This window comes from Streptomyces cynarae (assembly GCF_025642135.1).
Lineage (GTDB): Bacteria > Actinomycetota > Actinomycetes > Streptomycetales > Streptomycetaceae > Streptomyces > Streptomyces cynarae.
This window is the reverse complement of record NZ_CP106793.1, coordinates 7,822,158-7,845,776: the sequence shown is the minus strand read 5'-3', so window position 1 is coordinate 7,845,776 and position 23,619 is coordinate 7,822,158. Positions and strand designations below refer to the sequence as shown.

Below are 23,619 nucleotides of genomic sequence, written 5' to 3'. Positions count from 1 at the left end.
CTCTCGGATATGTGGGCAACAACGAGGCGCGCGGCTTCGCATCAGGGGACGAGGCGGAAGACGCGGAAGCGGCCGCGTTCGGGTACGAGGGCGTCCACCAGGTCGTCGGCGAGGATCCGGCCGACGGGACGGTGCTGGTCGTCGACGACCACGACGGAATGGCGGCGAGTGTCGGTCAGCCGCTCGACCACCTCGCTCAGCGGCGCTCCCGGGGCGACGGTCACCGGGGCCGGCTCTTGGACGAGGTCAGCCAGCTGGGTGCCGGGTTTGGCGAGCAGCAGCCGCACCACCGGCACGTCGTCCATCAGCGCGCCGTCACCGTCGAGGACGCACACGGCGTCCAGGTCGGCGGCGTGCTCGGCCTGCCCGCGCAGCTCGGCCACCACGTCCGCCACCGACCGGTCGGCGGTGGCGGTGATCAGCAGGGACGTCATCAGCGCACCGGCCGTGCCCTCGGCGTAGCCCAGCAGCCTGCGCAGCCGGTCAGCCTGCTGGGGGTGCATCGCGCCCAGCAGCCGCTCCCGCTCCTGTTCGGGCACGTCGCGCAGCGCCTCACTGGCCTCGTCGGGCTCCATCTCCTCCAGCAGCCGGGCGGCCTGTGCGGTGGGGGCCTCGCGCAACAGCGCCTTGAGGTCGGCGGCGTGCATCTCCTCCAGCGCGTCCGCGGCCTTGCCGGGCTCGACCATCTGAAGCAGTTCGCTGCGCGGACCGCGGCCCAGGTCCTCCAGCAGGTCGGCCAGCTCCGCCGGACGCAAGGTCTTCAGGGCAGAGTTCGGGGCGCGCAGCCGCACCTGTCTCGCTGCGGTGCCCTCGCGCTCCGGGCCGCCCAGCGCCTGGATAGCTGCCCAGTCCAGCACTTTCTCCGGTGCTGGCCGCCGGTGCAGGCGACGCGGTCCGATGCGGCGCAGCAGGACCTTGAGCCCGACCTCTGCGCCCACCAGGTGCCAGGTTCCGTCCACGCGGGCCAGGTACAGGTCCGAGGCGCGGATCACGCGTACCCCGTCGACGTCCACCAGCTGGTGGTCCAGTACATCGTGGGCGAGGCGTACCTCGCCGTCGCGCACCTTGAAGTCCCGCAGGTCCAGCCGGGCCGAGTTCAGCCGCACGCCGTCGGCGGCCAGGTCCGCGACCGCCGTGACCGGCACATAGGCGGCCCGGTGGCCGACCTTGACCACCAGCCCGGACACCGCCGGGTACGGTTCGCCGCTCCACCGGCAGATCACATCCAGCAAATGGCCGATCTCCTGACCGGCGGGGTTGACGACCACCACGCGCAGCAAGCCCGTCAACGAGACGAGGGCCTCCCGCACAGCCCTTTTGCCAAGGGCCCCGTCCTCGCGACGCTTCGGCCTGGCCGACTGCGGTTCCATTTCCGGCATGTTGAATACCCTCACGCACGCTTCGGATCAGGCAGGCACCAACACGCCTGTGGCTGTTGGCTTCGTCCGCGCGGCGCGGAGTCGTGCGGGCTGGGGGACAGCCCGCCTGCTCCCTGTAGCCAGGCTGCCATTACGGCGGTTTCCAGTCCTTCTGGCGGCTCGCCTATCTGGGCAGGTGGAACGGGATGGTCGTGATGACGATCTTCGGCAGTGGTCGCAGAGCCCGCCGCAGTCGGGGGGCGGTCTGGTTGTGGAGGACGCGTTGCCACCAGTGACGCACGACGATCTCGGGGAGGATCACGGTCAGCGTGAGATCGGGTCGCTGGTGGTGCAGGGTCTCGATGTAGTGGACCAGCGGGGCGACGATCGCGCGGTGGGGTGAGACGACGACCTCGAGCGGGAGGTGGTCGCCCCAGGTCGCCCAGTAGCTGCGGAAGCGTTCCGCCTCGGTCTCGGTCGGGCTGAGATGCAGGGCCAGGAGAGGTTGTCCGAGGGAGGCCGCGTATGCCAGTGCGCGCATGCCGGCGAGGTCGAGCCGGGCGATGGGCACGATGACCAGGTGGCTGACCTCCTCCGGGTATTCCTCACTCTCGGCTTCCTCTAGTTCCTCCGTCTCGGTGTCCGCTGTCATAGGGGGCATGGCAGTCGGCCGCACTTGCGGTCCGGAACCCGGTGCCGACTGTCGGGGCAGTTCGATGACGTGGGGGCGCAGGGCGAGGGCCTGGGTGCAGAGGTCGTAGTGGCGGCGGATGCGCAGGGCAAGCAGGACGAGGAGTCCGATCACGAGGACGGCGACCCATGCGCCCTCGGTGAACTTGGTGATGCCTGCGGTGACGAAGACGATGGCGGACAGCAGGCCGCCGGTGGCGTTGAAGATGAGGCTCTTGCGCCAGTGGGCCTGATCGCGGTGGCGCAGCCAGTGCACCACCATGCCGGCCTGCGACAGGGTGAACGCCAGGAACACCCCGACGGCGTACAGCGGGATCAGGGACTGCGTGTTGCCGGCGAACCCGACGAAGATTGCGATCGCGGCCAGCGCCAGGGCCAGGATTCCGTTGCTGAAGGCGAGCCGGTCGCCGACGCGCAGGAACAGGCGCGGTGCGTGGCCGCTGCGTGCCAGCAGGAACAGCACGCGGGGAAAGTCGTTGAAGGCGGTGTTGGCGGCCAGCAGCAGGATGGCGGCCGTCGCCGCCTGTACATAGCCGTACATGACTCCGGGGCCGAAGGTACGGCGAGCGAGTTGGGAGAGGACAGTCTCGTTGCCGTGCGGCACCACCCCGTCGAGGTGGACCAGTGCGACCGTGCCGCCGAACAGGATGATCAGCACGGTGACCATCCAGGTCAGCGTCGTACGGGCATTGCGCCACTCCGTCGGGCGGAATGCTGGTACGGCGTTGGAGATCGCCTCGATACCGGTCATGGCCGTGGATCCGGAGGTGAAGGCCCGCAGGACCAGCAGCAGGGTGACTCCTTCCGTGACCGGAAGCCGGGGCGTCGGCATGGGCTGGAATCCGTGGGCGGCCGCGTCGGCCAGCCCCACGGCCACAAGCGTGAAGACCGCGATGATGAACGCGTACGTGGGTGCCGCGAAGGCGGCACCCGCCTGGCGTACTCCGCGCAGGTTCCCCACCAGCAGGACGACGATCACCGCCACACCGATCATCACCGCGCTCGGGGCGAGTGCGGGCAGGGCTGAGGTGATCGCCTCGATCCCCGAGGCGATCGAGACGGCGACGGTCATGATGTAGTCGATCATCAGGCCGGCGGCGGCGATCACACCTGGCACCCGTCCGAGATTGTCGCTGGCCACGATGTACGAGCCGCCGCCGTGTGGATAAGCGCGGATCGTCTGGCGGTAGGAAACGCCGACGGCGAGCATCATGAAGGCGATGACCGCGGCGATCGGTAGGGAGTAGCGCAGTCCGGCGGCGCCGCCGAGTACCAGCACTGCCAGCATTGCCTCGGGGCCGTAGGCGACCGAGGAGAGGGCGTCCGCCGACAGGACCGGCAGCGCCACCAGTTTGCGCATCCGCTCGGCGGCGATCGCGGTGCCCGCGAGCGGAGGGCCCAGCAGTACCCGCCGGACGTGGTGGCCGACGCGTCCAAGCGGCGACGGTGGGGCCTCAGCTTCCTCTTCTGCCTCGACTCCGGGCAGGCCGGTGAGGGGTACGAAGCGACCGAAACGCTTCGGGCGCACGGCGTCCGGGTAGCCGCCGAGGTTGGGATCCACCGGCAGCGCGGACCGCCACGCTTCGGGACCCTCCAGGACCTGCCCCCACTCGCGTCCGACGTAGCGCAGGATCTTCAGGTCTCGGTCACTGAGCTTCGGCAGCAGGGCATCCGGGCTCGGCGCGCCCGCCGCGGAGGTGTCCGCGCTGTCATTCCCGCTGCCGTTGTCCGTATCCGACGAGCGACCACGCCCGGCTTCCATGCGGATCATGTACCCGATACCTGGACAGTAACCACCTCGTGTCGGTGTGGTCGATTGCTATGCGGCGTGCCGAGGCCGAGGTTGCAGCGGTGAAGTCCTTGGTGGAGATCGTCTTGAAGGCTTTCGTGGCAGCGTCATGGAGTCCAGTGCTCAGCCGATGAATCACAGGATGGTCGCTGCGGGCGACCGGAGCGCCGCGAGGCCGAGTGGGTGAAGGCGCAGGGTGAGGAGGGCGACGTCGTCAGGGCAGCGCTCGGTGAGGGGTCCGGCGAGGAGTTCATCACAGAAGGCGGGCAGGTGTTCGCGGGCGAGGGCAGCAGCGTGCTGGCGCAGTCGGGTCAAACCTGCGTCCAGGGATTCGCCGCGGCGTTCGATCAGCCCGTCGGTGTAGAGCAGAAGGGTGGAGCGGGCAGCGGCTGGGACCGGCTGAACCTCCAGGCGGCGACCCGTGTGTGGAAGATCGTGCTGGGCGGGCCTGATTGAGGCACCCACGCACCGCGGCGCCGGATCCGCTGTCCCCATCACCGTGGGGAGCAGGATGCGCTCCGCCGAAATGGCTCGTCAGGCATCACGCAGACCACCAGCGGTTCGAAGGCGATGGCCTGCCGCACACCGCAGGTGTCCTGCTCCGAGCGGTTCCTCCACGCCGGTGCACGGACAGCCCATGTAGGAATTGTTCACGGGGTCCGCAGAGGGGCAGTGTTCACGGGCTTGGACCGGTGACGTGCACCACTGGTCAACGCTGAGACCGTGTTCATCGCCACGCGGCCCCTACAAGGGTGAGGGAGACACCGTCCACGGCGGGCTTGTCCTTGCCCGGGTACTGGTAGACGACCTCGTCGAGCCGGATCTCCTCGACCGGCGCGGTGAGTTCGCGGGGGCCGCGCTGGGGGGCGCGGGCGGCGGCGTCGTCGAGGAAGGCCTGCATGTCGCTCAGGTACAGGCTGGTGTGGAAGACCGCGGCGCCGTTGATGACGACCTGGGAGAGGGCGGCGAGCGTGGTCTGGACGGCGATGACGGCCGTGGCGGCGACCGCGAGCGCGATCCGGCCGGTCACGGCCAGCCACGCGAGGGCTGCCCAGGTCGCGACGAGGAAGACACCACCGGCCAGCGAGGAGAGCAGGGCGATCCGCAGGGTCCTCGGCGCGGCGGCCAGGGTGCGCCGGTCGCATCGGTCGGACAGGGCCCGGTACCAGTAGACGAGGTAGTCGGTCATCGAGTTGGCGCGGACCTCGTCGCCGTACTTCGGCGTGGTCGCCCACCAGCGCATCATGCCGCGCACGTTGCGGTCGGCGACGTTGGCGTAGTGGATCTCGTAGTCGACCCGTGCGGTCAGGACGGCGCCGACACCGGCCGGCCCCACGGCGAGCAGCAGCAAGGGCAGCATCAGCGGGTTCAGCACCGACAGCACGCCGCCGGCGGTAACCATGCGGATCAGCGCGGACAGGAATCGCTGGGCGTCGGTGACCATGACGAGGGTGCGGATCACCCCCATCTCGGCCGCCTCGTGCCGGTCCGAGAACCCCTCCTCCGCGTACGCCGCGGCCTCGACCCGGCACACCGCCTCGACCAGCGCGGTGTCCGTCTCCGTGGTGAGCAGCGGGGTGATCCGTCGCTCGGCGTACGTGGCCACCGCCCCCGCGGTGCGACCCATCGCCGCCGCGAGCGCCACCACCAGCAGCGCGGGCACGGCGCCGCGCAGCCTCTCGCCGGCGGAGCCGTCCCCGAGGACGGGCTTCATGGCGTGGGCGGTTGCGGCCAGCAGCACCGCGGCCGAGACGCCCGTGAGTACCTGGCAGCCGAGCAGGAGCTGAACCGCCAGCCGGTCGGTCCGCCACGACAGCCGGGCGATCCGGCCGAGGACGGCCGGGATCTGCGCGCACATCCGCCGGAAGGAGACCTCGGCGAGGGGGTTGACGGAGTACTGCCCGCTGTAGGTGATGTCCGCCGGAGGTGGCGGAGGCGGCGCAGCGGTCTGCTGCTCTTGTGTATCGGCCGAGGTCAACGTGGTCCCCCTTGACGGTCGTCCGGCGTGGTCGTGAGGCTCAACGACCCGGCGGAGATATCGAACTCATGTGTTTCGGTCGGTCTCGAAATCCCGGGATTACGCATGTGGCGGAGCGTGGACGATGTATCGACCCGCCTCCGGCAACAGGAGCGCTAGGCACGGGGAGTGGCCGAAACGCCGAGCTTCCGCCCGGCGCCTCACAGAAGGCTCCGAAGCACGCCCCGGACTCGTCCAAGGCTTCGACGAGGGCCCGCATGTACGTAGCGGCCGCGCGGGCATGACCAGTGCGCCGTGGCTTACGAAGCCCGGGCCCAGCGGAGCAGATGTGCTGGGCGAGGGGCACTGTCATCGCCGCGGGGGTCACGCGGCCGGGTGCCTCGTCGATCACGGCCCAGGCGCTGCCCTGCGCGATCGTGATGAGGTTGCCGTCCTCGTCGTCCCAGACGCGGGGGATGGGAAGTCGCGCGGCTCGGCAGTACTCCGACATGTCCCATGCAGTGCGGGCCGCCTCCAGGTCCGCGTTCGACCGGTATTCCTTGACGAACAGCCGTATTCCGTCGTCGGTCAGGACCCGCCGGTTGATCGTGTCGGTTCCCATGTGCACCGGCTCGACCACGTCCACGACCAGCCCGTAGCGCTCCTCCAGCACGTCAGCTGTCACCGCCGCATCCCAGTCCGCCTCGCCCATCCCCGTCACCCGTCCGTGGAGGTGGGGCGGCGCGCGGTGAGGACGGTGAATGTGTTGTCCTCCACGAGGAACCCGCCCTCCGCGAAGGGGACCAGAGCCTTCGCGAGTGCCATCTCGAAGGCATCCTGGCGGTCGCCGAACAGATGCGAGGCCGCGAACGAAGTCGAGTACAGGTAGCCGATGACTTCGGCGATGCTCCATTCGCGGCGAACGGGGATAGTCGTGGAGGTGACATCGCAGAAGGCGGAAGCGCGCAGCACTTCTTCGTACGGCGGCCCGGACGGCCCGAAGACGCCGTCCCCCGCTCGCCGCTGCTCACCGAGGAACTGCTGGACGACGGCGCGCGCGGCTTGCTGCCAGGCACTCTCGGCGGTCCACAGGCTGCGGTCGCTGAACACCGCAAGCACGCCGCCGGGGCCCACGTACTCGGCCAGTCGGTTAAGGAAACGAGGCCGGTCGAGCCAGTGAAAGACACGGCCACAGGTCACGAGGTGCGGCTGCCATCCCGCCGGCGGTTCGAAGTCCTCCGCCAGCGCGTGCCGGATCTGCAACCACTGACCGCCGGAGAGCACGGGACGGAGCACGGCCTCAGCTTCGGCGCACATCGCCTGGTCGGAGTCGACCGCGATCACCTCGTCGAAGTACGGGGCGAGCGCGCTGGCAACGAGCCCTGGGCCGGTGCCGATGTCCAGCAGACGCCGTGGAGAAGCCGCAGGCGCCTCGCAGGCGAGAAGGACGGCAAGGTCGACTGGGATGCCGGGGCGGAAGCGCCGGTAGTAAGAGGCAGTTCCCGCAAAGGCGTTCACGAACCCCACCCGCCCCACATGCGCGCGCCGCTCTCCTGACGCAGGTTCTCCAGCATGGTGTGGGCCTCGTCGACGAGCCCGATGTCACGATGAGTGATCCCCCAGGACAGCGAGTCGAGGGAGTCCAAAGCCGCGTACGCCCGGCATGCCGCCAGCTCCTCTTCGGTGAGTTGGCGGCCGTATCCGTGGTGGAAGGCGGCAAGGAGGTCGGGGCGCTGCGCGAGAATCCGGTAGCGCAGGCGGCTGAAGTCCCGGTGGGCAGCGGGCTGGAGTTCCGCCCACTCGAAGTCGATGATCCGAAGCCGTTGCTCAGCCTCCTCCCACATCCAGTTCTTGGGCATGTAGTCGCCGTGCGCCGCCACCTGCGGCAGACGCGGCGGAGCTTCCTGGAGGAGCGCACGCACCAACGTGATCTCATGGTCCGGCACGTGCTGCGCAGCACCGTCGAGCAGCTTCGCAACCGTCGCGCCCCACACCTCGTCGGTCACGTCCGCAGTCATCGGCTCGTCCGCCGCCGCAGCGTGGTGCCGGGCAAGGAGTTCTCCGGCCTGCTCGTAGGCCTTGCGCTCCTGCTCGGCCGGAACACGGAGCGTGTCCAGACTCCGCCCGGGGACCCCAGTGACCAGGACGGCGCGCGTCTCCGTGTCGGAAGCGACCAGCTCGGGTGCACGGTCGGCGCCGAGGGAGATCGTCCACTTCTGGTAGGCGTCGACTTCGCGTCGGTGCAGCTTGGGGCCGGCATGTTGCTTGGCAAACCACCGCTCACCGCCAGGTCCGTTGACCTCCCAGACCGACGGCCGGATGTTGCAGGGCCGGGGATGTTCAGCTACGACGGTGTACGTGTCGGTCACCGATCCCACCAACTGGTGGAGTGCGCTGGGCATATCGGTCACGTCGGTGCGCCCTTCCGCTGGCTGAGTCGCCCAGCCGAGCCACAACATGTGACCGGACGGGCGCGCAGGGTATTCACGTGTGGTTGGGTAGCTTGCCAAGTGCCACTGACAATGCGGTCTGAGCTGGTCATTTGCGTGCCCGGAAGCGAAGGACGATGCCGGAGGCCATCTCGAGCAGGGACTCGCCCAGAACTCCGTACCTCCAGCCGAGCGTCACCAGGTGTGGGTCGTTTTCCGCCTCGACGCGCTTCCGCAACGCTCGTACCCGTCCCAGGGCTTCGTCGTGACTGATGCGAGTGCGCGCCGCGTACTCCTTCGACGTCGCGCCAATGGCGACCATCCGCCACGTCTCGGTCTCCGCCTCCGAGAAGGCTCCCGGGAAGGCGACCTTTTCGGGGCGCTGGAGCTGCTCGGTGACGAAGCAGGCATGGACGACTGCGGCCCGGCCACGTACGCCGAACTTCTGTCCGCAGTGCTTCAACTGAACGTTGATCGTTCCAGCCGTGATCGCGAGGTCGGAGGCGATCGCGTCGGTGCTCTTGCCCTCCGCGACCTGCTGGACGATCCGGATCTGCGCGGGTGTCAGGTCGAGCGATGTCGGGGACGGGCGTGCCGGTCTGACACTCACAGGAGCTCGTGATCCTTTCAGGGAGGAGGAACGGTTGTCAGGCGCGGGCCAGCCACCGACGCCGCTCGGCATCGGTGACCAAACTCCGCTCGTGGTCAAGTTCCAGCTGGGCAAGACGGGTGTAGTGCTCGACCACATCGGTGCCGAAGGCCTCCTGCGCGAGAGCGCTGTTCTCGAACGCGACGAGAGCATCGGCGAGGGTGGGCGGGACGGAGGTGCCGCCCACCCGGTAGGAGTTGCCCGTCTCTTCCGGACCGAGGGTAAGTTTCTGTTCTATGCCGTGGTCCATGGCCGCCAGGGCCGCGGACAAGGCCAGGTAGGGGTTGGCATCCGCCCCCGGCACGCGGATCTCCAGATGGAGGCCCTCGCCGTGGCCGACAACGCGGACGGCACAGGTGCGGTTGTCGTAACCCCAACTGAACGTGGTTGGCGCGAATGAGCCAGGCGTGAACCGCTTGTAGGAGTTGGTGTTCGGGGCGTAGAGAGGGGCCAGCTCCGGCAGGCCGACGAGCAGGCCCGCGATGGCGTGCCGCCCGGTCTGGGACAGTCCGCCGCCAGGCTCGTTGAGCTGGCTGATGGCCTTCGACCACAGCGACACGTGAAGGTGCAGACCGTTGGTACGGCCGGTTTCCGGGGCTGCCATGAAGGTGGGCGCCAGTCCGGCACGCGAGCCGAGGGTGCGCACCGCGTGCTTGAAGAGCAGGTGCCGGTCGCAGGCGGTGAGGGCGGGCCCGTACGGGAAGGTCACCTCCACCTGGCCAGGCCCGGCCTCCGTCTTGATCGCTTCCACAGGCATTCCAGCACCCGCGAGCGCGCGCTGGAGGTGGCGGAAGAACCGGTCGGAGACCGGATCATGGTCGAGGGCGTAGTCCAGGTTCTCCGTGGCCAGCGGCTGCAGGCCCTGGTACCCGGTCTGCTCCACTTCCGCGTATGTGCCCCTGTAGAGGACGAACTCGGTCTCGATCCCCGCCTTGGGGTGCAGGCCGTGCCTGGACAGCCGGGTCATCTGCTGGTGGAGGACCTGGCGGGGGGCGATCTCGATGGGTGTTCCGTCGTGGGCCACGGCGTCGCCGAGCACGACGGCGGTACGCGGCAGCCACGGCACCACTCGCAGGGTCGACAGGGCCGGCTGCACGGACAGGTCCTGGTAGCCGGTCTCCCACGAACTCAGCGCGAAGCCGTCCGCCGGGCTCATGTCCACGTCGGTGGCCAGGACGTAGGCGCACACCTCAGCACCGTGATGCGCGACGCGCTTGAGGAAGTGATTCGCGTCGTACCGCTTCCCCTTCAGCCTCCCCTGCAGGTCGGGGACGGCGAGCAGCACCGTGTCAATCGCACCCGCCTTGACGAGATTCCGCAGATCGGAAAAGGAGAACGTCTTCGCGGAACGCCCGCCCTGCTCGTGGACGGACGCGGCAGACAGGCGCGCCACAGCACTGCTGCTGTTCGTGGTGCTCGTCATCAGATGACCTCGTCTTCGTACGTAGCCGCCGAGCGGTCGAAGTGCTGGGCCGGCACTTCGTACGAGCTGCCCTGCTTCCGCCACCACCCCCAGGCCAAGGCTAGAACGGCGAGCAAAGCGATCGGCGCGTAGTTGAAGGTCTCCACGGACACCAGGCCGCCGCCGGCGGGGCGCGTCTGCGGCAGGCAGAACAGCACCGTCACGAACACCACCCAGATGACCGCGATCGTGCCGACGGTCACGCCCCAGGTGCCGAGGTTCCACGGTCCGGGCTGGAACCGGTGGCGGTTCTTGATACGCAGGTAGATCGGGATCGCGTACGCCGGGGTGATGCCGACCACGTTGATGCTGGTGATCGCCGCGTACGCGACCGGGCTGTACAGGCTCGGCAGGGTCAGCACAGCGGCGCACGCGACCGCCAGCAGCACGGCCATGCGCGGGGTACCAGTGCGGCCGTCGACCTGGCGCCACAGGTGCGAGCCCGGCAGCGCCCCATCACGCGAGAACGCGAACACCATCCGAGACGCCGCCGCGGTCTCGGCGTTGCCGCAGCACAGCTGGGCGATAATCACCACGAGGAGCAGCGCCTTCGCCCCCGCCACGCCCAGCGCATCCAGGAAGATCTGCGCCGGCGGCACCCCGGTCGCCGTGCCCACGGTGCCCGCGTAGTCCTGGATAGCGAAGGTGAGCCCGGCCAGCAGGACGAACCCGGCCAGCCACGACCAGCCGATCGCGTGGATGATCCCGCGGGATGCGGACACCTGAGCGTCGGTCGTCTCCTCCGACAGGTGCGCGGAGGCGTCGTAACCACTGAACGTGTACTGGGCCAGCAGCAGACCGAGCACCGCTACATAGAGGGGGCTCGACCAGCCGGTGTTGTTGACGAACTCACCGAACACGAAGTCGGCGGACTGGTGGTGGGAGGGCACGATCGCCAGTGCGCCGACGATCACCGCGACGCCGCCGAGGTGCCACCAGACGCTGATGCTGTTGAGGATGCTGACCAGCCGGACCCCGAACAGGTTCAAGGTGGCGTGCAGGACCAGGATGCACAGGAAGATCACCATGACCCTTCCCGGCGTTGGCTCGAAGCCCCACTGCAGGTTGAACAGGGCGCCCGTAAACAGCGCGGCCCCGTAGTCGATGCCGGCGATCGCGCCGAGCAGGCCCAGCAGGTTCAACCAGCCTGTGTACCAGCCCCATTTCCGCCCACCGAGCTGCTCTGCCTGGTAGTACAGGGCACCGGAGGTCGGATAGGCGGAGGTCACTTCGGCGAGGGCGGCGCCGAGGAGCATCACCATGGCACCGACGACGATCCAGCCCCACAGCATCACCGACGGGCCACCGGTGTTCAGCCCGAAGCCGTACAAGGTCATGCAGCCTGACAAGACGCTGATGACACTGAAGGAGATCGCGAAGTTCCCGAACGGCCCCATGCGTCGGGTGAGAACGGGCTCGTAGCCCAGCTCGCGCAGGTACGTGTCGTCGGACTTCCGTGGTGTCGCGTGGCGGTTGGGACTCAGACGGGACATGGGTCGGCCTCCAAGACTCGGAGAATCGGGCGAAAGGGCAGGTTCATGCCAATGGGTTGTGTGGGGTGACGGCTGTCGGTTACGGGTGCGGCCCGGCGCGGGGTCTCCGGGTACGGGCGTAGGAGAGGGACTCGGCGCGCGCCCGAAGGAGCAGCGCCTCACCGGGATCCGGCCCTGCGGCCCCGTCGTGCACTGACGCCCATGGCTCACGGGCCGCATATGAGCCCATCGCCTCGAACACCTCGGCGGCCTCCAGGTACCGGTGCCCCGCCCACAACGCGTAGGCGAGGAGATTCAGATCGGCGACCGAACGGTGCTCGACGGGCGCCTTGTGGAACCAGTCGTGGAAGGCGGTCAGCGTGTAGTCGAGCATCGACTCCTGCGCCCACTGGCGCCGCCACAGCGGATCGGCACGCGACTGTCGTCGCTGCTCGACCTGTGCGTACGCCGGCAGAAGCAGCAGCGGCGATCCAACCGGCCGCTGCGAGGCCACGGATCGGCCGAAGTCGAAGACCGTGGCCAAGGAAGCGCCCGACGGCCCCTCAAGGGCGAGCAAGAACTGCACCACACGGTGGTAGGCCTCGCGGTTGTAGGGATCACGCTGGTTGACCTCGTAGAGCAGTCCCCACGGACCGCTCGGCAGCATCGGTTCGGCGGACCTCATGCGGTGTTCCGGCCGCAGCTGGCGGGCGTCGACCTGGGCCAAGGCGACAAGACACACCCACGGCACGGGATCGTGCGGTGCGCGACGGGCTGCAAGCAGCGCCGCACGCCGCGCTCGCATCTCGAAGTCGAGGGTCTGCGGGTGGTGTTGGCGGTGGGCACGCAATGCCCTCTCGACGGCGACGCGAACAGCCATCAGCTGCGCGTCATAACTGTCGGGCTCCTCGGCGAGCCATACGTCGACGACGTCCGAACGGGCGGCTGCCACGGCCAGCAGCTGGGTGCGTGTCGTTCGCAGCGCCCAGTGCGTACCCGTCTGCCAGAGCAGCTCCCGCGCCTGCCTCCAGCGCCCCGCCTGTAGTTCGACCAAGGCCACACGGAGATCGTCGTCGTGGCCGGCGGGGTGGTAGACGAGACGCATCAGAGTCCCTCGGAGGGAATCGTGCGCCGCTGGCGAGCCGGATCGGGGCAGTTCCTCCGATGCAGGCGGACTGTGGGGGTTGACGTGCTCTGCGCGCTGGACGCGAAAGTCATCGGGGGCCTCGGGCAGGTTGGGGGAGGGCCGGAAAATGGATGGAGGTGAGCCGTCGACCGAGCGGAGAGAAGGGACTCGCGCACCGGCCCCGGCTCGCTAGAAGCGGATCTGTCCGATCATGTCGGCGACGCCCGTCAGGAACCGGTTGATGGTCGGGGCCATGGACGTACTCGCCAGGAAGAACCCGAAGAGCACGCAGACGACCGCAGGACCGGCTTTCACGGACTTGCTGCGGATGAGAACGACCACGAGGATGCCAAGCACCAGCACGAAGGAGATGCTGAGCGCCATCAGGAGGCCGCCTCCTCTGCGGGCCCTCGCCGCTCCCGCCGAGCCTGGCTTAACGCGCGCCGCAGGGCGTCTGGCCGCGTCAGCGCACGCGGACCTCGGGGGAAGACATGCCAGTGCATTCCCGGCGGCGTCGTGCTCTCCGCGGACGGCACGACGACGTGGCACTTCTGCCCCAGAGCGACGGTCCCCGGCTCCTCCCACCGGGCCGCGGTGCCCACGGGAACCAGGAAGTACAGTCGAGGCTCCGGACCTCCGTGGTCAAGAATCACCGGGCCGACCGGCTCGTCCCCCTCGTGGAGGATCTCGATAGCGCGTCGGCCTACAGCCTCCACGGCTCGTACGGCGTCCCACCACTCCCCCGCCGAGCACAACTCGGGCTCCTCCCCGATTGGCATCCAGCGCGGTGGGGTCGCGCGAGCTGCGGGATTGTCGTCGGACATGGAAAAGGCCTCCTCACCACTGGGTGTGAAGAGACCATTCCATTCAGCAAGCTACCCTGCGCGGACAGTCTGTCCGTGGGCTTCGCGCGCCAAAGCCCTTGACACAGACTCAGGTTGTGCTAATGCCCGTCCAACTACCAAAGGCTGATAGCTCGTTGGACGGATGGGCGTCCATCCTGAGCAACGCCGCGGTTGTCTCGCGAACGGACGGGTGGAACCGCGTGTGGTTTGGCGCGACCTTCCGTGCACGCCTGAGGTCCGCGAACGCGCCCTCCCGGTCGCCCGTGGCGAGCTTCGCGGAGGCCACGTCGATGAAGTGGTGGCTCGACCGCTCGCCGACGGTCGTGGTGGGCGGAACCCACTCGCCGCCGGAAACCGGAGACCATTCGGTGAGGCGGGCGAGAGCCTGCTCCGTGTCTCCCATGTCGATCATCGCGTGCACCTCGTGGATGCGGATGTTCGTCGGCCCGAACGACATCTCGTACGCCAGGGAGTCCCGGTTTCCCGCCATGCGTGCGACCTGCTCCGCCTCCCGCAGGTACGAGTCGGCGCGGTCGGCGTTGTTCTCCCGGGCTTCGAGGACGGCCAGCTTCAGCAGCAGCGCGCCGTCGACGGCGAGCGCGTCCTCCGTGAACGAGCGTTCCGGCTGGAGCCGCTCCAGCTCGGTCCGCAACGCAAGGAGCTTGCGGCGCGCCGGCGAGTACGCGCCCTGGCGAAGCATCGCCCCGGCGACGAGGTAGCCGGCCGTGAACTGCATCAGAGGGTCGCCGGAGCGGTCGGCCGCCCAACGGACACGCTCCAGCGCCGTGTTCGACAGGTCGTGGTGGCCCATCTTGTGGGCAAGGGAGTTCACGGCGCGGTAGGCGCGAGCCAGGTGCCAGAAGGCCTTGCTCCGGTCGCCGTTGCCACCGCCGAGAGCCACGTGCGTCAGTTCGGTGATGATCGGCGGCAGCAGGGGGCCCATCGGCGCGTACCGGGCGTCGCGACGCAGGGCCGCCACCTGGTCGACCTCCGACGCGAGCACAGGAAGCGCCCGCGGGGAGATCTCCAGGTCGTCGGGGCTGTCGTAGCAGAGCAGGAGGCGGCGGAGCTCGGGTATGACGGCGTGGACGCCGTCCTCGGCCTCCGGCTCACCGTAGTACGGCTGGCCGGTCAGGACCTCGGGGCCGAAGCGCAGCGCCTTGGCGAGAGCCAGCACTAGGGAGGGTGAGGCCTTACGCGCGCCCGACTCCAACTTCTGCACGTAGCTCGGGGATACCGCAACTTTCTGCGCTAGTTGGGCGGCGGACAGCTTCCGTGTCCTGCGAGCGACGCGGAGACGGTCTCCCAGTGTCAGGTTTTCACTCATCGGTAGAGCTGTCCCTTCGCGATGAAGCACTTCGATCAGAGTACGGATAATGTCCAAGCCTGCGCCCCTGGTCGCCAACTGTTAACAGAGCCGACGGCCGAGTGCCCACGGGGTGGATCTGCGGCACGGACCAGAGACACGTCGCTCATCCCTCCTGGGCCTCCGGTCGCACGACCGAAGTAGGGCATGTCGTGATGAAGCGGACGCGAAATGAGTACAGTTACGACCCTCCAGTCAAGAGGTGGGCGTCGAAATAGCTACGGACAGTTTGTCCGCGTGAATCCTCCACGTGCCGGAAACCCGCGCTCCCCATCCGGCGCAGACAGTAACGAGGTACTTACGGCGAGATGAGGGCTGTCCTGTCGCAAAAGTCAGTCGTACACCTGCCGCTGAGCTGTGTGGACTGGATTGGGTGAGACGAGTGGACACGGTTCGTTGAGACGGACGGCGACTTCCTGTGACAGAAACCTGTAGGGCGGTCCGAGCGGCCGCAGGTCGCGCCCGAGTCGATCCGTGGTCGGCTCGACGAGGATGCGGATGAGCTACTCGACATCGTTCATCAACTCATCCAACGCCTGGCGAGCCAAGGGAACAAAACGTTGCTGGCAGCTCTCTACGAGGGCGTTCCTCTCGGCAGCACTGGAGCGATAACGCTCCTGCTGCTCCTCGCTCAATGGCTCCTTGCTCAACAGCATCAGGGACTCGATTGACGGCTCGATATTCAGATCTATAGCTTTCGCATACTCGTCGGCGGCCTGCGCGACGTCGGCTGGCCCTTCCAGCTGGACTGCGTCGGCTGCGCGGCGAGTCGCACGCACGGCGTCGATGGCTGCACCCCGCCTGATGTCATAGCGGTGTTGGTCAAAGGGTTCCACCGTCAGTCGGCCCAGCTGCCAAATGTCCCCTTGAGCCTCGTGAGCAGCGTCCAGCAGGCCCTGGTAGGCGGCTTGCCTGCGGTCCCTGCGCCATTTCCGGTGCTCGACGCGCAGTTCGCGACGTTGAGTGCGGTCCCGCGCAGCCTCTTCGCGTATCTGCTGTTGTTCCAGGGCTTCGTTTCGGCGCCGCTCGGTCTGAGCGGTCACGAACGCCGTCAGACCACTGCCGAGCAGGGTGCCGCAGATTGCGATGACTGTCGTAATCAAGCTACTCGCCACGTTGGCCTGCGCTCTCCCCTCGTTGCCGTTTCACGGAGGCCCCACCAGAGCCCGCTTGGCCGAGGAGGTTTCGCGGTCGGGCCTCGGGCCGCTGTGCGGGGTGCCCGAGGGAGTTGCGCAGTCGAATGCCGCTGAAACCGCAGGTGCTGGAAATGATGGTCTCCCAATACGGCCACAGGACGCCCAGAACCCGCAGCTGGATGCCGGCATCGGCATGCAGGGCAAGGAGGTCGCCGACGGATTCGGGCGGCCCCAGCGGCTCGACGGGCTCTTCCGCGACGTAGGCGTGCGGGACGGGCTCACCAATGGGGCGGAAGGGAGTGGAGTCGAACCGGTAGGCGTAGAGGCGAACGCTTCGGATCTCCTCCAACCAGTCGTACTCGATCGCGTGTACTCGATCGCCCCCGCCTGGGCCGATGATCCGCTCGCGGTCTGACGGGGACGTGTCGGGCGTCACCCATGCCATCGCCCTGGGACACTGCCTGGGAAACCAGTAGTCGGGGGCGCGGACCGCGTCGACGGCCCAGACGAAGGCCCCCTGGTCCTTCGACGTCGGGGAAACGCGCGGGACGAAGCGGGTGATCGTCGGATCCTCGGAGAAGTGCAATACCTGTCCAGGTTCTGGCCGCATCGGGGCATCGTAAATCCACATGCACAGTTCGTGTCTTCCGCATTTCCAGGCACGCCACTGCGGGGCACCGGAACGAGCCACAAGGTGGCCGGTGCGGGAAGCCCTGAGCGTCAGGGGAGCCATACTGGGATTCGCCTCAACAACTGCGGGTCGGACGCCGCCATGCCGTTGTCGCCGACCGGTTCATGCGTGCGGCACCAGGCGGGGCAGAGGTTGGAGTTCATGTGGCCGCCTCCTTGCGGGCTCCGTGGAAGGCCGTCCTGATCACGGCTCGCTGCGCGTCGCTCAAGGGAGGGGCCGCGTCCACACAGGCGTCGATCCGCGCCCAGTAGGCAGCGTTCCGTCCCGGGGCGGGATCGCGGACGGGCCGGGCGGCGCGTCGGGCCTGTTCGGGTTCGCTGAGAGCCGGGCGGCCGGGGATGCCACGAACATCCCCAGCCGTCGGCGTGTTGGTCGGGACGGTCACAGGAACACTCTGCCGAGCCGGTGACGCTCGATGAGGTCGAGGACCTGGTCCATGACGGCGCCTGGGTCACCGCACCGCTTGATCGCGCCCGCGATGATGTTCCAGAGCTCCGTCACGTTCGCGTCAGCGCCGGACTTGTAGCCCTCGATCTTGGCGAGGGCCTTCTCGACGGCGACGCCCTTAGCGTGCGCGGGTCCGCAGTCGACACAGAGGCCGAAGCTGCTGCCGTTGTCGGCGACGGCCTGCTCGATGGCGGGGCTGCCGTCGTACACGCATACGGTGGTGTCGGTGGTCTTCACGCCAGCACCCCCTGGTGGGTGAGCAGGACGCGGACGGCGGCGAGCCGGTGGGCGGGGGCCTGACCTGTGGGGACGACGATGGTCTTCCGGCCAGCGGTCTCGATGTAGAAGGCGTAGAAGCCGTCACGGAGGTCTTCGGGGAGGCCGCTGGGGTCCCACTCGATGAGCTGGATGCCGTGCTCGGAGAGGACGGCGTGCAGCTGCTCGGTGGGGGTGGGCTTGGCGAGTTCGGCGAGGATGCGGTCGACCGCATCCTCGATGCGGGCGTCCCGGGCGGCGGGCGTCTCCGCCGCGTGGACGGACTCTCGGTCGAGCCGTTGGGTCGCGGTCGACGTTGAGGTCTGTGCGATGCGGTGCATAGAGCTGTTCCGATCTCTTACTTCGCGGTAGGTGCGGATTTGCTCAACAGAGGCGGTCCGGCCGGTACCCGGCCCGCCTTCGTCGTTTCCGGCAGACGCTCCGGCCTGGTACGTCGGAGCGGCGCCGTTCTCCTCGGGCAGGAGGCCGAGGAAGCGGTGGAGGTCGACTGTTCGGGCGACCCGTCGACGCTTGAGGCGGATGACCTCGACGGGCAGCCTGTTCTCGGCCGCCAGCTGGTACGTGGTGGATTCGGCGAGAAGCAGCGGCCGGCCGACGATCGGCCACAGGGGCACGACGGCCGGCCGGTCGAGGATCTCGGCGATTGACATGGCTGGGACCGTCACGCCGACTCCCGTTCTGGGATGTATGGCTTGAGGAGTTGGGGAAGTTCGCGGAGCGCCAGCACCACCGCGAGGCGGTAGAGGGAGTCGGTGGAGAGCTGCTTCTCTCCTCGTTCGGCCTTGGACAGGTGCCCTGGGTCGAGCCCGGAGCGTTGTGCGACAGTCCGAAGGGCCATGCCCCTAGCCGTGCGCACAGCACGGAGAGAATTCCAGTCACCGCGCCGACCCTTGTCCTCGGCCGTCGCCCGTTGCGCCTCACCCTCATCACCGGCGATGCAGAGCGTGAGCATCTACGTCCTCCTCCCGCGCGAACTCATGGCTCACGCAGGCTCTCCACGGCACTCACAGGCCAACTCGACACGCCGAAGAAGATCACCTGAAGAGACCGAACAACGTCACACGAAGGGTGCGGAGATCACAGAGCAGGTTTGCTGGCGGTTTCCTGTCGGCGAGGCGTGAACCAGCCATCCCCGACGCCCGAAAATGTCAACGCCCGTGCATGCAACACCTGTTGTCGTCAAGGGGTTGACGGAAAATTCCTGCGGACACTTTGTCCGCTCGCTGCACTCGCGTAGTGGAATCGTCTCTGCACGCTCCGTTGCACGAATCCCCGACGGACTCCACCACCCATGCGCAACCCAGGTGTGTCTCCGGCCGAGCCACCGTTCTGCCCCGCCTACCCCGCACTGGAGGAGTGTTCCCATGGCAGCCCGTACGCGCAGTTCAGAGGGCATGGCCCCTGTGCCGACCGGCAAAGCAGTACCCCTTCAGAGTCAGAGAGGTGCAGAAGGAACCGTCGGGCCGACCACAGCCACGATCTCGCCGAAGATCGCCGTCGCGCTGCATGACGGCTACTACGGGTGCACATCGGGCACGGGCTTCAGCAACAGGGCCTTCCTTGAGGTGCTCACGCGGACACTGCCTCGCGGACGCCTCCTGGTCATGCCTGTTCACATTTCACGCTCCGATCCCAGTTACGACCCGGCATGGGCGGCCGAGACGGAGGGCATGCTGCGGCAAGCCGGGGCCGAGGTCGTTCCGGTTCCGGGTGGTCGAGCGGCGACCGTCGCCCTCGCGGGCTGCGAAGCATTATGCGAGCGAGTCACGGAAACTGCCCGGAAGCGCCTTGCCGATGCGCCCATGGCACAACTGATCGGTCTGGACATCCCCTTCCTCGGGCTCGGGCCGCATCGACGTTCCGACGATCCGTTCAGCCTCCTTCTCCTGCCTCGGTCAACGAGCGAGCTCGCCTCACCGAAGGACCGACGACGCATCCGCTGGGAGCACAACGGCCTGACAGCGGCGGTGCGCGGCGGTGCACGCATCGCCGCCATCTCGCACCACATGCGCGGCCATCTCGAGCAGGTCTACGGCATTCCGCGACACGCGGTGGTCGATCTCCCCAACGGCCTGCTCCCGGGCGACCACGCGGACGTGGCCCCGGCTCCGCTGCCTCCACAAGCCGAAGCGGGGTTCCTGCTGGCCATGGGCCGGGCGGTGGAGAGCAAGGGCTTCGAGGACCTGCTGGAAGCCCTCCACATCCTCAGCACGCAGGGCGAACGGGTGCCGCACCTCCTGCTCGCACCCACAACGCACACAGAGACACTGACCGGCTACCAGCGGCAGCTCCAGGCGATGGTCCACGACTACGCGATCGACGCGACGTTTCTGCCGCGCTTTTCCCCGATATACCGCTCGTGGCTCAGGAGCCCGGCCCTCCGCGGGGTGGTGGTGCCCTCCCGAGCCGAACCGTTCGGGAGGATCCCCCTCGAAGCCTTCGCCTCGGAGGCCGCGCCGGTGGTCGCGACGCGGGCGGGCGGGCTCACGGAGACGGTCGTCGACGGGGTGACCGGGTTCACGGCGGAAGCCCGTGACCCCATGGACCTCGCCCACGCGATCGGGCGGGCGCTTCACATCGGCGCCCGCGAGCGTGACCAGATGCGTGCACGTGGCAGGACGCTGCTCCTGGCGCGCCACGACTACGAGGCCACGATCCGCTCCTACCTGCGCCGGCACACCCCGTGGGCGATGGCGCTCAGCGCCCCCTTGAGGGGTGGAGCGTGACAACCACTGCGCTGGTCTCCCTCAACTCTCCCTATCCCTTCTGGCAGTTATCCGACCGGCACGCCGGACGATTACGGTCCGCATTCCCGGGCGTCCGCTTTCTGCTCGCCCAGGAGCATGACGTCCCCGTCGAGATCAGTACCGCTGACGTCTATTTCGGCTGGACCTTCGACGCGGAGTGGCTCAAGGCCTCCCCACGGCTCCGCTGGGCGGCCACCCCATCCGCAGGCATCGATCACTGGCCGGTCACCGCGCTCGATGTCGCCGGCATCACGCTCACCCGCGGGTACGGCTACCACGGGAGGCCGATGGCCGAGCACGCGATCGGCCTGCTTCTCGGCTTCTCGCGGGGCCTGTTCACGAGTACACGGCTTCAGACCCGGTCCGTCTGGTGGAAGGACGACCTCGCCGACAGCTTCTTCGACCTGTACGGCGAGACGCTCACGATCGTCGGCTGCGGCTCTGTCGGCATCCGCCTCGCCGAGGTGGCACATGCCTTCGGAATGCACGTCATAGGCGTACGGCGCAAACCCCCTCACTCCGAACCCGGCGGGATCGAATGGGTGCCGGCACACCGTGTTCGTGAAGCCCTCCCGCGTTCGCGTGCCGTCGTCAACCTGCTTCCCGCGAACGACGAGACGTACGGGTTCTTCGACGAGAGCACCTTCAAGGTGTGCCGTCCGGGGACGGTCTTCATCAACCTCGGGCGGGCCAGCACCGTCGACCACCACGCGCTCCTCGGCGCCCTCGACCAGGGCCCGCTGGCCGGCGCCGCCCTCGACGTACAGCCGCGCAAGCCGCCCGCACTCGATGATCCGCTCCGCCACCACCCGGGGATCGTGCTCACGCCGAAGAGCGCTGTCTTCAGCCACGCCTACATGGACCAGGCGGTCGCCTTCTTCGTCGACAACCTCCGGCTTTTCCTCGCCGGCCAGCCCCTCAACGGTGCTGTCACTCCCGACCCACGGAGATCCTCATGACCCACACTGAACAGCAGCTCCCCAGGACCGACCTGTTACGACAGTTCGCCGAGTCGGGACGGAACCATCCCTACCTGGCCTTCACGCTGAACTCCATCTGCAACCTCGACTGCGTCTTCTGCAAGCCGCGGTGCATGCCCGACTACGGGCACAAGGACAAGACGCTCAAGGTCGCCGACTACGCGGGCATCGCGAACGAGGCCGGGCTCTGGGGCATCCGCAAGGCGCACTGCTCGGGCGGGGAGCCGACGCTGCGTGCCGACATCCTCGACATCATCGGAGCGCTCTCCGCCGGTCTCGGCGACGAGGCGACCATCGGCATGACCAGCCACGGCAACCTGCGCCGCGGCCTGACCGTGGACGCGCTGCACAATGCCGGGCTCACGTACCTGAACATCAGCCTGCACAGCCTTGATCCCGCACGGTCTACCGAGATCATGGGCGGCGGCGACCCGCGAGTCTCCCGTGCCACGATCGACCGGGCACTCGAACTCGGCCTCAAGGTCAAGATCAACTGCGTGCTCCAGCGGTCGTACCTGGACGACGCCTTCGGTGTCGCCGAGCTCGCCAGGCAACTGCCCGTCGCCGTACGGCTGATCGAGTTGCAGCGCATCGGTCCGGCGGAGGCCCTCTTCCCCACCGAGTTCGTGCCCGAGGCGGAGGTCCGCGAACGCCTGCACGCCTGGTTCGAGGAGGCCGGCGAGATCTCCCGTACCGAGCTGGGAGTGCGAAGCCCGGGACGGTACCTGCAGCCGCCCGGCTGGGCGGGCTCCGTCGGATTCATCTCCAACTCCTCCTGCGCCACCTGCTCCGACGCCAACCGCATCAAGATCACGCCCACCGGTATCGCCCGGCCCTGCATCCTCCACAACCGCGACATCCCCCTGAAGCCGCACCTCGCGAACGGCAGCATGGCCGACGCCTACGCCCACCTCTTCCGCGCCATGCTCGAACGTGACAGCAACGAGGCCTGGCAGGGCTTCCACTACGTCGACTACGACCTGCGCTGGGACCGCATGGAGCGACCGCAGGGCGTGCCCGTGCTTCCCCTGCTGCCCGTGGCCAGCGGTACGGGTGGGAGCTGCTCGCTTCGCCGGCCCGGAGGTGAGTCCGAGTGACCACGGTCCGCCCCACCTCGTCGTACGCGCAGCTCGGCGTCGTCTACGCCGAGCAGTTGGCCGCCCAGGGCGTCACTGCGAGCATACTCACGCACAAGTGGCAGGTCGGCGACCTCATCGCGCCGCACTCGGACATCGACATCCGCGTCATCCTCGACCAGACCCCCGACTCGTGGTGGGAGTGGAACGAGCGGCTGGCCGCCGCCCATCACCGGGCGGTGGCCATGAACCCGGCCCACAGCCGACTGCTCGAACATCCGCCCGGGTTCGCGTTCACCGCCGACGAGCTCGACCGGAACCAGGTGTCACCAGCCGAGATCTCCACCTGGAGCCTGGTCACGGGCAACGCGGCCACTCTGCGGCGGTGGCAATCCAGTGCGCAGATGCTGCCGTGGAGCCGCGCGGACGAGAGGTTCTACCGCGGGATCCTCGACGCACGGATCGGAGGTCGCTACCAACTCGACAAGGACAGCACCGACAACGTCCACCACGACCTCGACGGCTACCGAAGGCACTGCGTCGCCTGGCACTACGTGGCGCCGTGCTGGTTCGCGGCTGCGGCCCTCGCCACGCGCACCCGCTGCCCCGGGAAGACGGCGGCCCTCACCCAGTGGCACCCCGGCGAACTCGAATCCCATGCCGAGAGGTTCCTTCGCCTGTCCGCCACCACCTCGGATCCGGGCCTCTCTCCCACGCAGCTACTGCGCACGGCCCACATCACTGTGGACGCCGTACTGCGCCGCACACCGCCCCCCAGGCCGCTGCAGGAGGCGGTGGATGCGAAATCAGCGGCCTGGACCACGGCCGCCGGCATGCTCCGCGTACGCGTCGCCCGCTGGATCTACTACCTGAATCCCCCGCCGGAGACCGTGACCGGCTACCTGATCGCTCGTGAGCAGAAGGAACTCCGTTCCGCCCGGAACACCTTGACCCGCCTCGCCGACCTCACCTCCGGTGACAACGCGCTGCTCGTGAAGGCTATGACGGAGCTGCTGCCACCAGGCCCGACCACGGCGAGCACCCTTCACGACCTCCTCGTCCTGTGGGGGCGTCACCGCTCCGTCGTCGACGACTTTCTCTCTGCCAACTCCGCGTGACCAAA

The 23,619-nt window shown here is 68.3% G+C and carries 20 protein-coding genes and 1 pseudogene; 4 read left to right on the top strand and 17 right to left on the bottom strand.

The genetic code is table 11. The features are described from left to right. Positions 1-41: 41 nt before the first annotated feature. From N8I84_RS35330 to N8I84_RS35250, 17 genes and pseudogenes are all read right to left on the bottom strand, one after another. Complete coding sequence (locus N8I84_RS35330; RefSeq protein ID WP_263233539.1) at positions 42-1,379, bottom strand: magnesium transporter MgtE N-terminal domain-containing protein; 1,338 nt, start codon at positions 1,377-1,379, stop codon at positions 42-44. Between the two features lie 163 nt (positions 1,380-1,542). Further along, complete coding sequence (locus N8I84_RS35325) at positions 1,543-3,810, bottom strand: APC family permease (RefSeq protein ID WP_079173191.1); 2,268 nt, start codon at positions 3,808-3,810, stop codon at positions 1,543-1,545. A 162-nt stretch (positions 3,811-3,972) separates the two neighbouring features. Further along, complete coding sequence (locus N8I84_RS35320; RefSeq protein WP_313884354.1) at positions 3,973-4,332, bottom strand: SpoIIE family protein phosphatase; 360 nt, start codon at positions 4,330-4,332, stop codon at positions 3,973-3,975. Between the two features lie 253 nt (positions 4,333-4,585). Continuing rightward, positions 4,586-5,815, bottom strand: a pseudogene (locus tag N8I84_RS35315) (ABC transporter ATP-binding protein); the annotation flags it as partial. A 696-nt stretch (positions 5,816-6,511) separates the two neighbouring features. Then, complete coding sequence (locus N8I84_RS35310) at positions 6,512-7,312, bottom strand: class I SAM-dependent methyltransferase (RefSeq protein ID WP_263233538.1); 801 nt, start codon at positions 7,310-7,312, stop codon at positions 6,512-6,514. Next, a complete protein-coding gene (locus N8I84_RS35305) occupies positions 7,309-8,196 on the bottom strand; it encodes an aminoglycoside phosphotransferase family protein (RefSeq protein ID WP_263234987.1) in 888 nt (295 codons plus the stop codon). The genes N8I84_RS35310 and N8I84_RS35305 overlap by 4 nt, the downstream gene beginning before the upstream one ends. Positions 8,197-8,332: 136 nt before the next feature. Beyond that, positions 8,333-8,833, bottom strand: coding sequence for a helix-turn-helix domain-containing protein (locus tag N8I84_RS35300; RefSeq protein WP_263233537.1), 501 nt, complete (start codon positions 8,831-8,833; stop codon positions 8,333-8,335). Between the two features lie 37 nt (positions 8,834-8,870). Beyond that, on the bottom strand, positions 8,871-10,295 hold the full coding sequence (locus N8I84_RS35295) for a glutamine synthetase family protein (protein ID WP_263233536.1): 1,425 nt from the start codon (positions 10,293-10,295) through the stop codon (positions 8,871-8,873). Further along, a complete protein-coding gene (locus tag N8I84_RS35290) occupies positions 10,295-11,827 on the bottom strand; it encodes an amino acid permease (protein ID WP_263233535.1) in 1,533 nt (510 codons plus the stop codon). The genes N8I84_RS35295 and N8I84_RS35290 overlap by 1 nt, the downstream gene beginning before the upstream one ends. Positions 11,828-11,906: 79 nt before the next feature. Continuing rightward, the gene (locus tag N8I84_RS35285) at positions 11,907-12,911 is read right to left on the bottom strand and encodes a hypothetical protein (RefSeq protein WP_263233534.1); all 1,005 of its coding nucleotides are present in this window, start codon (positions 12,909-12,911) and stop codon (positions 11,907-11,909) included. Between the two features lie 210 nt (positions 12,912-13,121). Further along, positions 13,122-13,316 carry a hypothetical protein gene (locus tag N8I84_RS35280; protein WP_263233533.1) on the bottom strand — a complete coding sequence of 65 codons (195 nt, stop codon included), beginning with the start codon at positions 13,314-13,316 and terminating at the stop codon, positions 13,122-13,124. 549 nt (positions 13,317-13,865) lie between these two features. Then, positions 13,866-15,104: a helix-turn-helix domain-containing protein gene (locus tag N8I84_RS35275; RefSeq protein ID WP_263233532.1), complete on the bottom strand. Its 1,239-nt coding sequence runs from the start codon at positions 15,102-15,104 to the stop codon at positions 13,866-13,868. A gap of 542 nt (positions 15,105-15,646) precedes the next feature. Continuing rightward, on the bottom strand, positions 15,647-16,246 hold the full coding sequence (locus N8I84_RS35270; protein WP_263233531.1) for a cation:proton antiporter: 600 nt from the start codon (positions 16,244-16,246) through the stop codon (positions 15,647-15,649). Position 16,247: 1 nt separating this feature from the next. Next, complete coding sequence (locus tag N8I84_RS35265) at positions 16,248-16,889, bottom strand: DUF6886 family protein (RefSeq protein WP_263233530.1); 642 nt, start codon at positions 16,887-16,889, stop codon at positions 16,248-16,250. Between the two features lie 462 nt (positions 16,890-17,351). Next, positions 17,352-17,654 (bottom strand): hypothetical protein, encoded by a 303-nt coding sequence (locus tag N8I84_RS35260; RefSeq protein ID WP_263233529.1) that lies wholly within the window; start codon positions 17,652-17,654, stop codon positions 17,352-17,354. Continuing rightward, complete coding sequence (locus N8I84_RS35255; protein WP_263233528.1) at positions 17,651-18,343, bottom strand: hypothetical protein; 693 nt, start codon at positions 18,341-18,343, stop codon at positions 17,651-17,653. Before N8I84_RS35255 ends, N8I84_RS35260 begins: the two co-directional genes overlap by 4 nt. Positions 18,344-18,354: 11 nt before the next feature. Continuing rightward, positions 18,355-18,645 (bottom strand): helix-turn-helix domain-containing protein, encoded by a 291-nt coding sequence (locus N8I84_RS35250; RefSeq protein ID WP_263233527.1) that lies wholly within the window; start codon positions 18,643-18,645, stop codon positions 18,355-18,357. Positions 18,646-19,057: 412 nt separating this feature from the next. On the opposite strand from N8I84_RS35250, the gene N8I84_RS35245 reads away from it, so the two are divergent. The 4 genes from N8I84_RS35245 to N8I84_RS35230 are packed head-to-tail and all read left to right on the top strand — an operon-like array spanning position 19,058 to position 23,614. Further along, entirely contained in the window at positions 19,058-20,419 is a 1,362-nt protein-coding gene (locus tag N8I84_RS35245) for a glycosyltransferase family 4 protein (RefSeq protein WP_263233526.1), read from the top strand. Next, the gene (locus tag N8I84_RS35240) at positions 20,416-21,399 is read left to right on the top strand and encodes a D-2-hydroxyacid dehydrogenase (RefSeq protein ID WP_263233525.1); all 984 of its coding nucleotides are present in this window, start codon (positions 20,416-20,418) and stop codon (positions 21,397-21,399) included. The genes N8I84_RS35245 and N8I84_RS35240 overlap by 4 nt, the downstream gene beginning before the upstream one ends. After that, positions 21,396-22,517: a radical SAM protein gene (locus N8I84_RS35235; RefSeq protein WP_263233524.1), complete on the top strand. Its 1,122-nt coding sequence runs from the start codon at positions 21,396-21,398 to the stop codon at positions 22,515-22,517. The genes N8I84_RS35240 and N8I84_RS35235 overlap by 4 nt, the downstream gene beginning before the upstream one ends. Continuing rightward, positions 22,514-23,614 carry a hypothetical protein gene (locus N8I84_RS35230; protein WP_263233523.1) on the top strand — a complete coding sequence of 367 codons (1,101 nt, stop codon included), beginning with the start codon at positions 22,514-22,516 and terminating at the stop codon, positions 23,612-23,614. The genes N8I84_RS35235 and N8I84_RS35230 overlap by 4 nt, the downstream gene beginning before the upstream one ends. Positions 23,615-23,619 lie beyond the last annotated feature (5 nt).

Coding starts and splice junctions, on each gene's coding strand:
- N8I84_RS35295 (WP_263233536.1), bottom strand. CDS start 10,295: ATGACGAGCACCACGAACAGCAGCAGTGCTGTGGCGCGCCTGTCTGCC.
- N8I84_RS35235 (WP_263233524.1), top strand. CDS start 21,396: ATGACCCACACTGAACAGCAGCTCCCCAGGACCGACCTGTTACGACAG.
- N8I84_RS35245 (WP_263233526.1), top strand. CDS start 19,058: ATGGCAGCCCGTACGCGCAGTTCAGAGGGCATGGCCCCTGTGCCGACC.
- N8I84_RS35320 (WP_313884354.1), bottom strand. CDS start 4,332: ATGGGGACAGCGGATCCGGCGCCGCGGTGCGTGGGTGCCTCAATCAGG.
- N8I84_RS35330 (WP_263233539.1), bottom strand. CDS start 1,379: ATGCCGGAAATGGAACCGCAGTCGGCCAGGCCGAAGCGTCGCGAGGAC.
- N8I84_RS35255 (WP_263233528.1), bottom strand. CDS start 18,343: ATGTCAATCGCCGAGATCCTCGACCGGCCGGCCGTCGTGCCCCTGTGG.
- N8I84_RS35285 (WP_263233534.1), bottom strand. CDS start 12,911: ATGCGTCTCGTCTACCACCCCGCCGGCCACGACGACGATCTCCGTGTG.
- N8I84_RS35250 (WP_263233527.1), bottom strand. CDS start 18,645: ATGCTCACGCTCTGCATCGCCGGTGATGAGGGTGAGGCGCAACGGGCG.
- N8I84_RS35280 (WP_263233533.1), bottom strand. CDS start 13,316: ATGGCGCTCAGCATCTCCTTCGTGCTGGTGCTTGGCATCCTCGTGGTC.
- N8I84_RS35265 (WP_263233530.1), bottom strand. CDS start 16,889: ATGCGGCCAGAACCTGGACAGGTATTGCACTTCTCCGAGGATCCGACG.
- N8I84_RS35275 (WP_263233532.1), bottom strand. CDS start 15,104: ATGAGTGAAAACCTGACACTGGGAGACCGTCTCCGCGTCGCTCGCAGG.
- N8I84_RS35305 (WP_263234987.1), bottom strand. CDS start 8,196: ATGCCCAGCGCACTCCACCAGTTGGTGGGATCGGTGACCGACACGTAC.
- N8I84_RS35290 (WP_263233535.1), bottom strand. CDS start 11,827: ATGTCCCGTCTGAGTCCCAACCGCCACGCGACACCACGGAAGTCCGAC.
- N8I84_RS35325 (WP_079173191.1), bottom strand. CDS start 3,810: ATGGAAGCCGGGCGTGGTCGCTCGTCGGATACGGACAACGGCAGCGGG.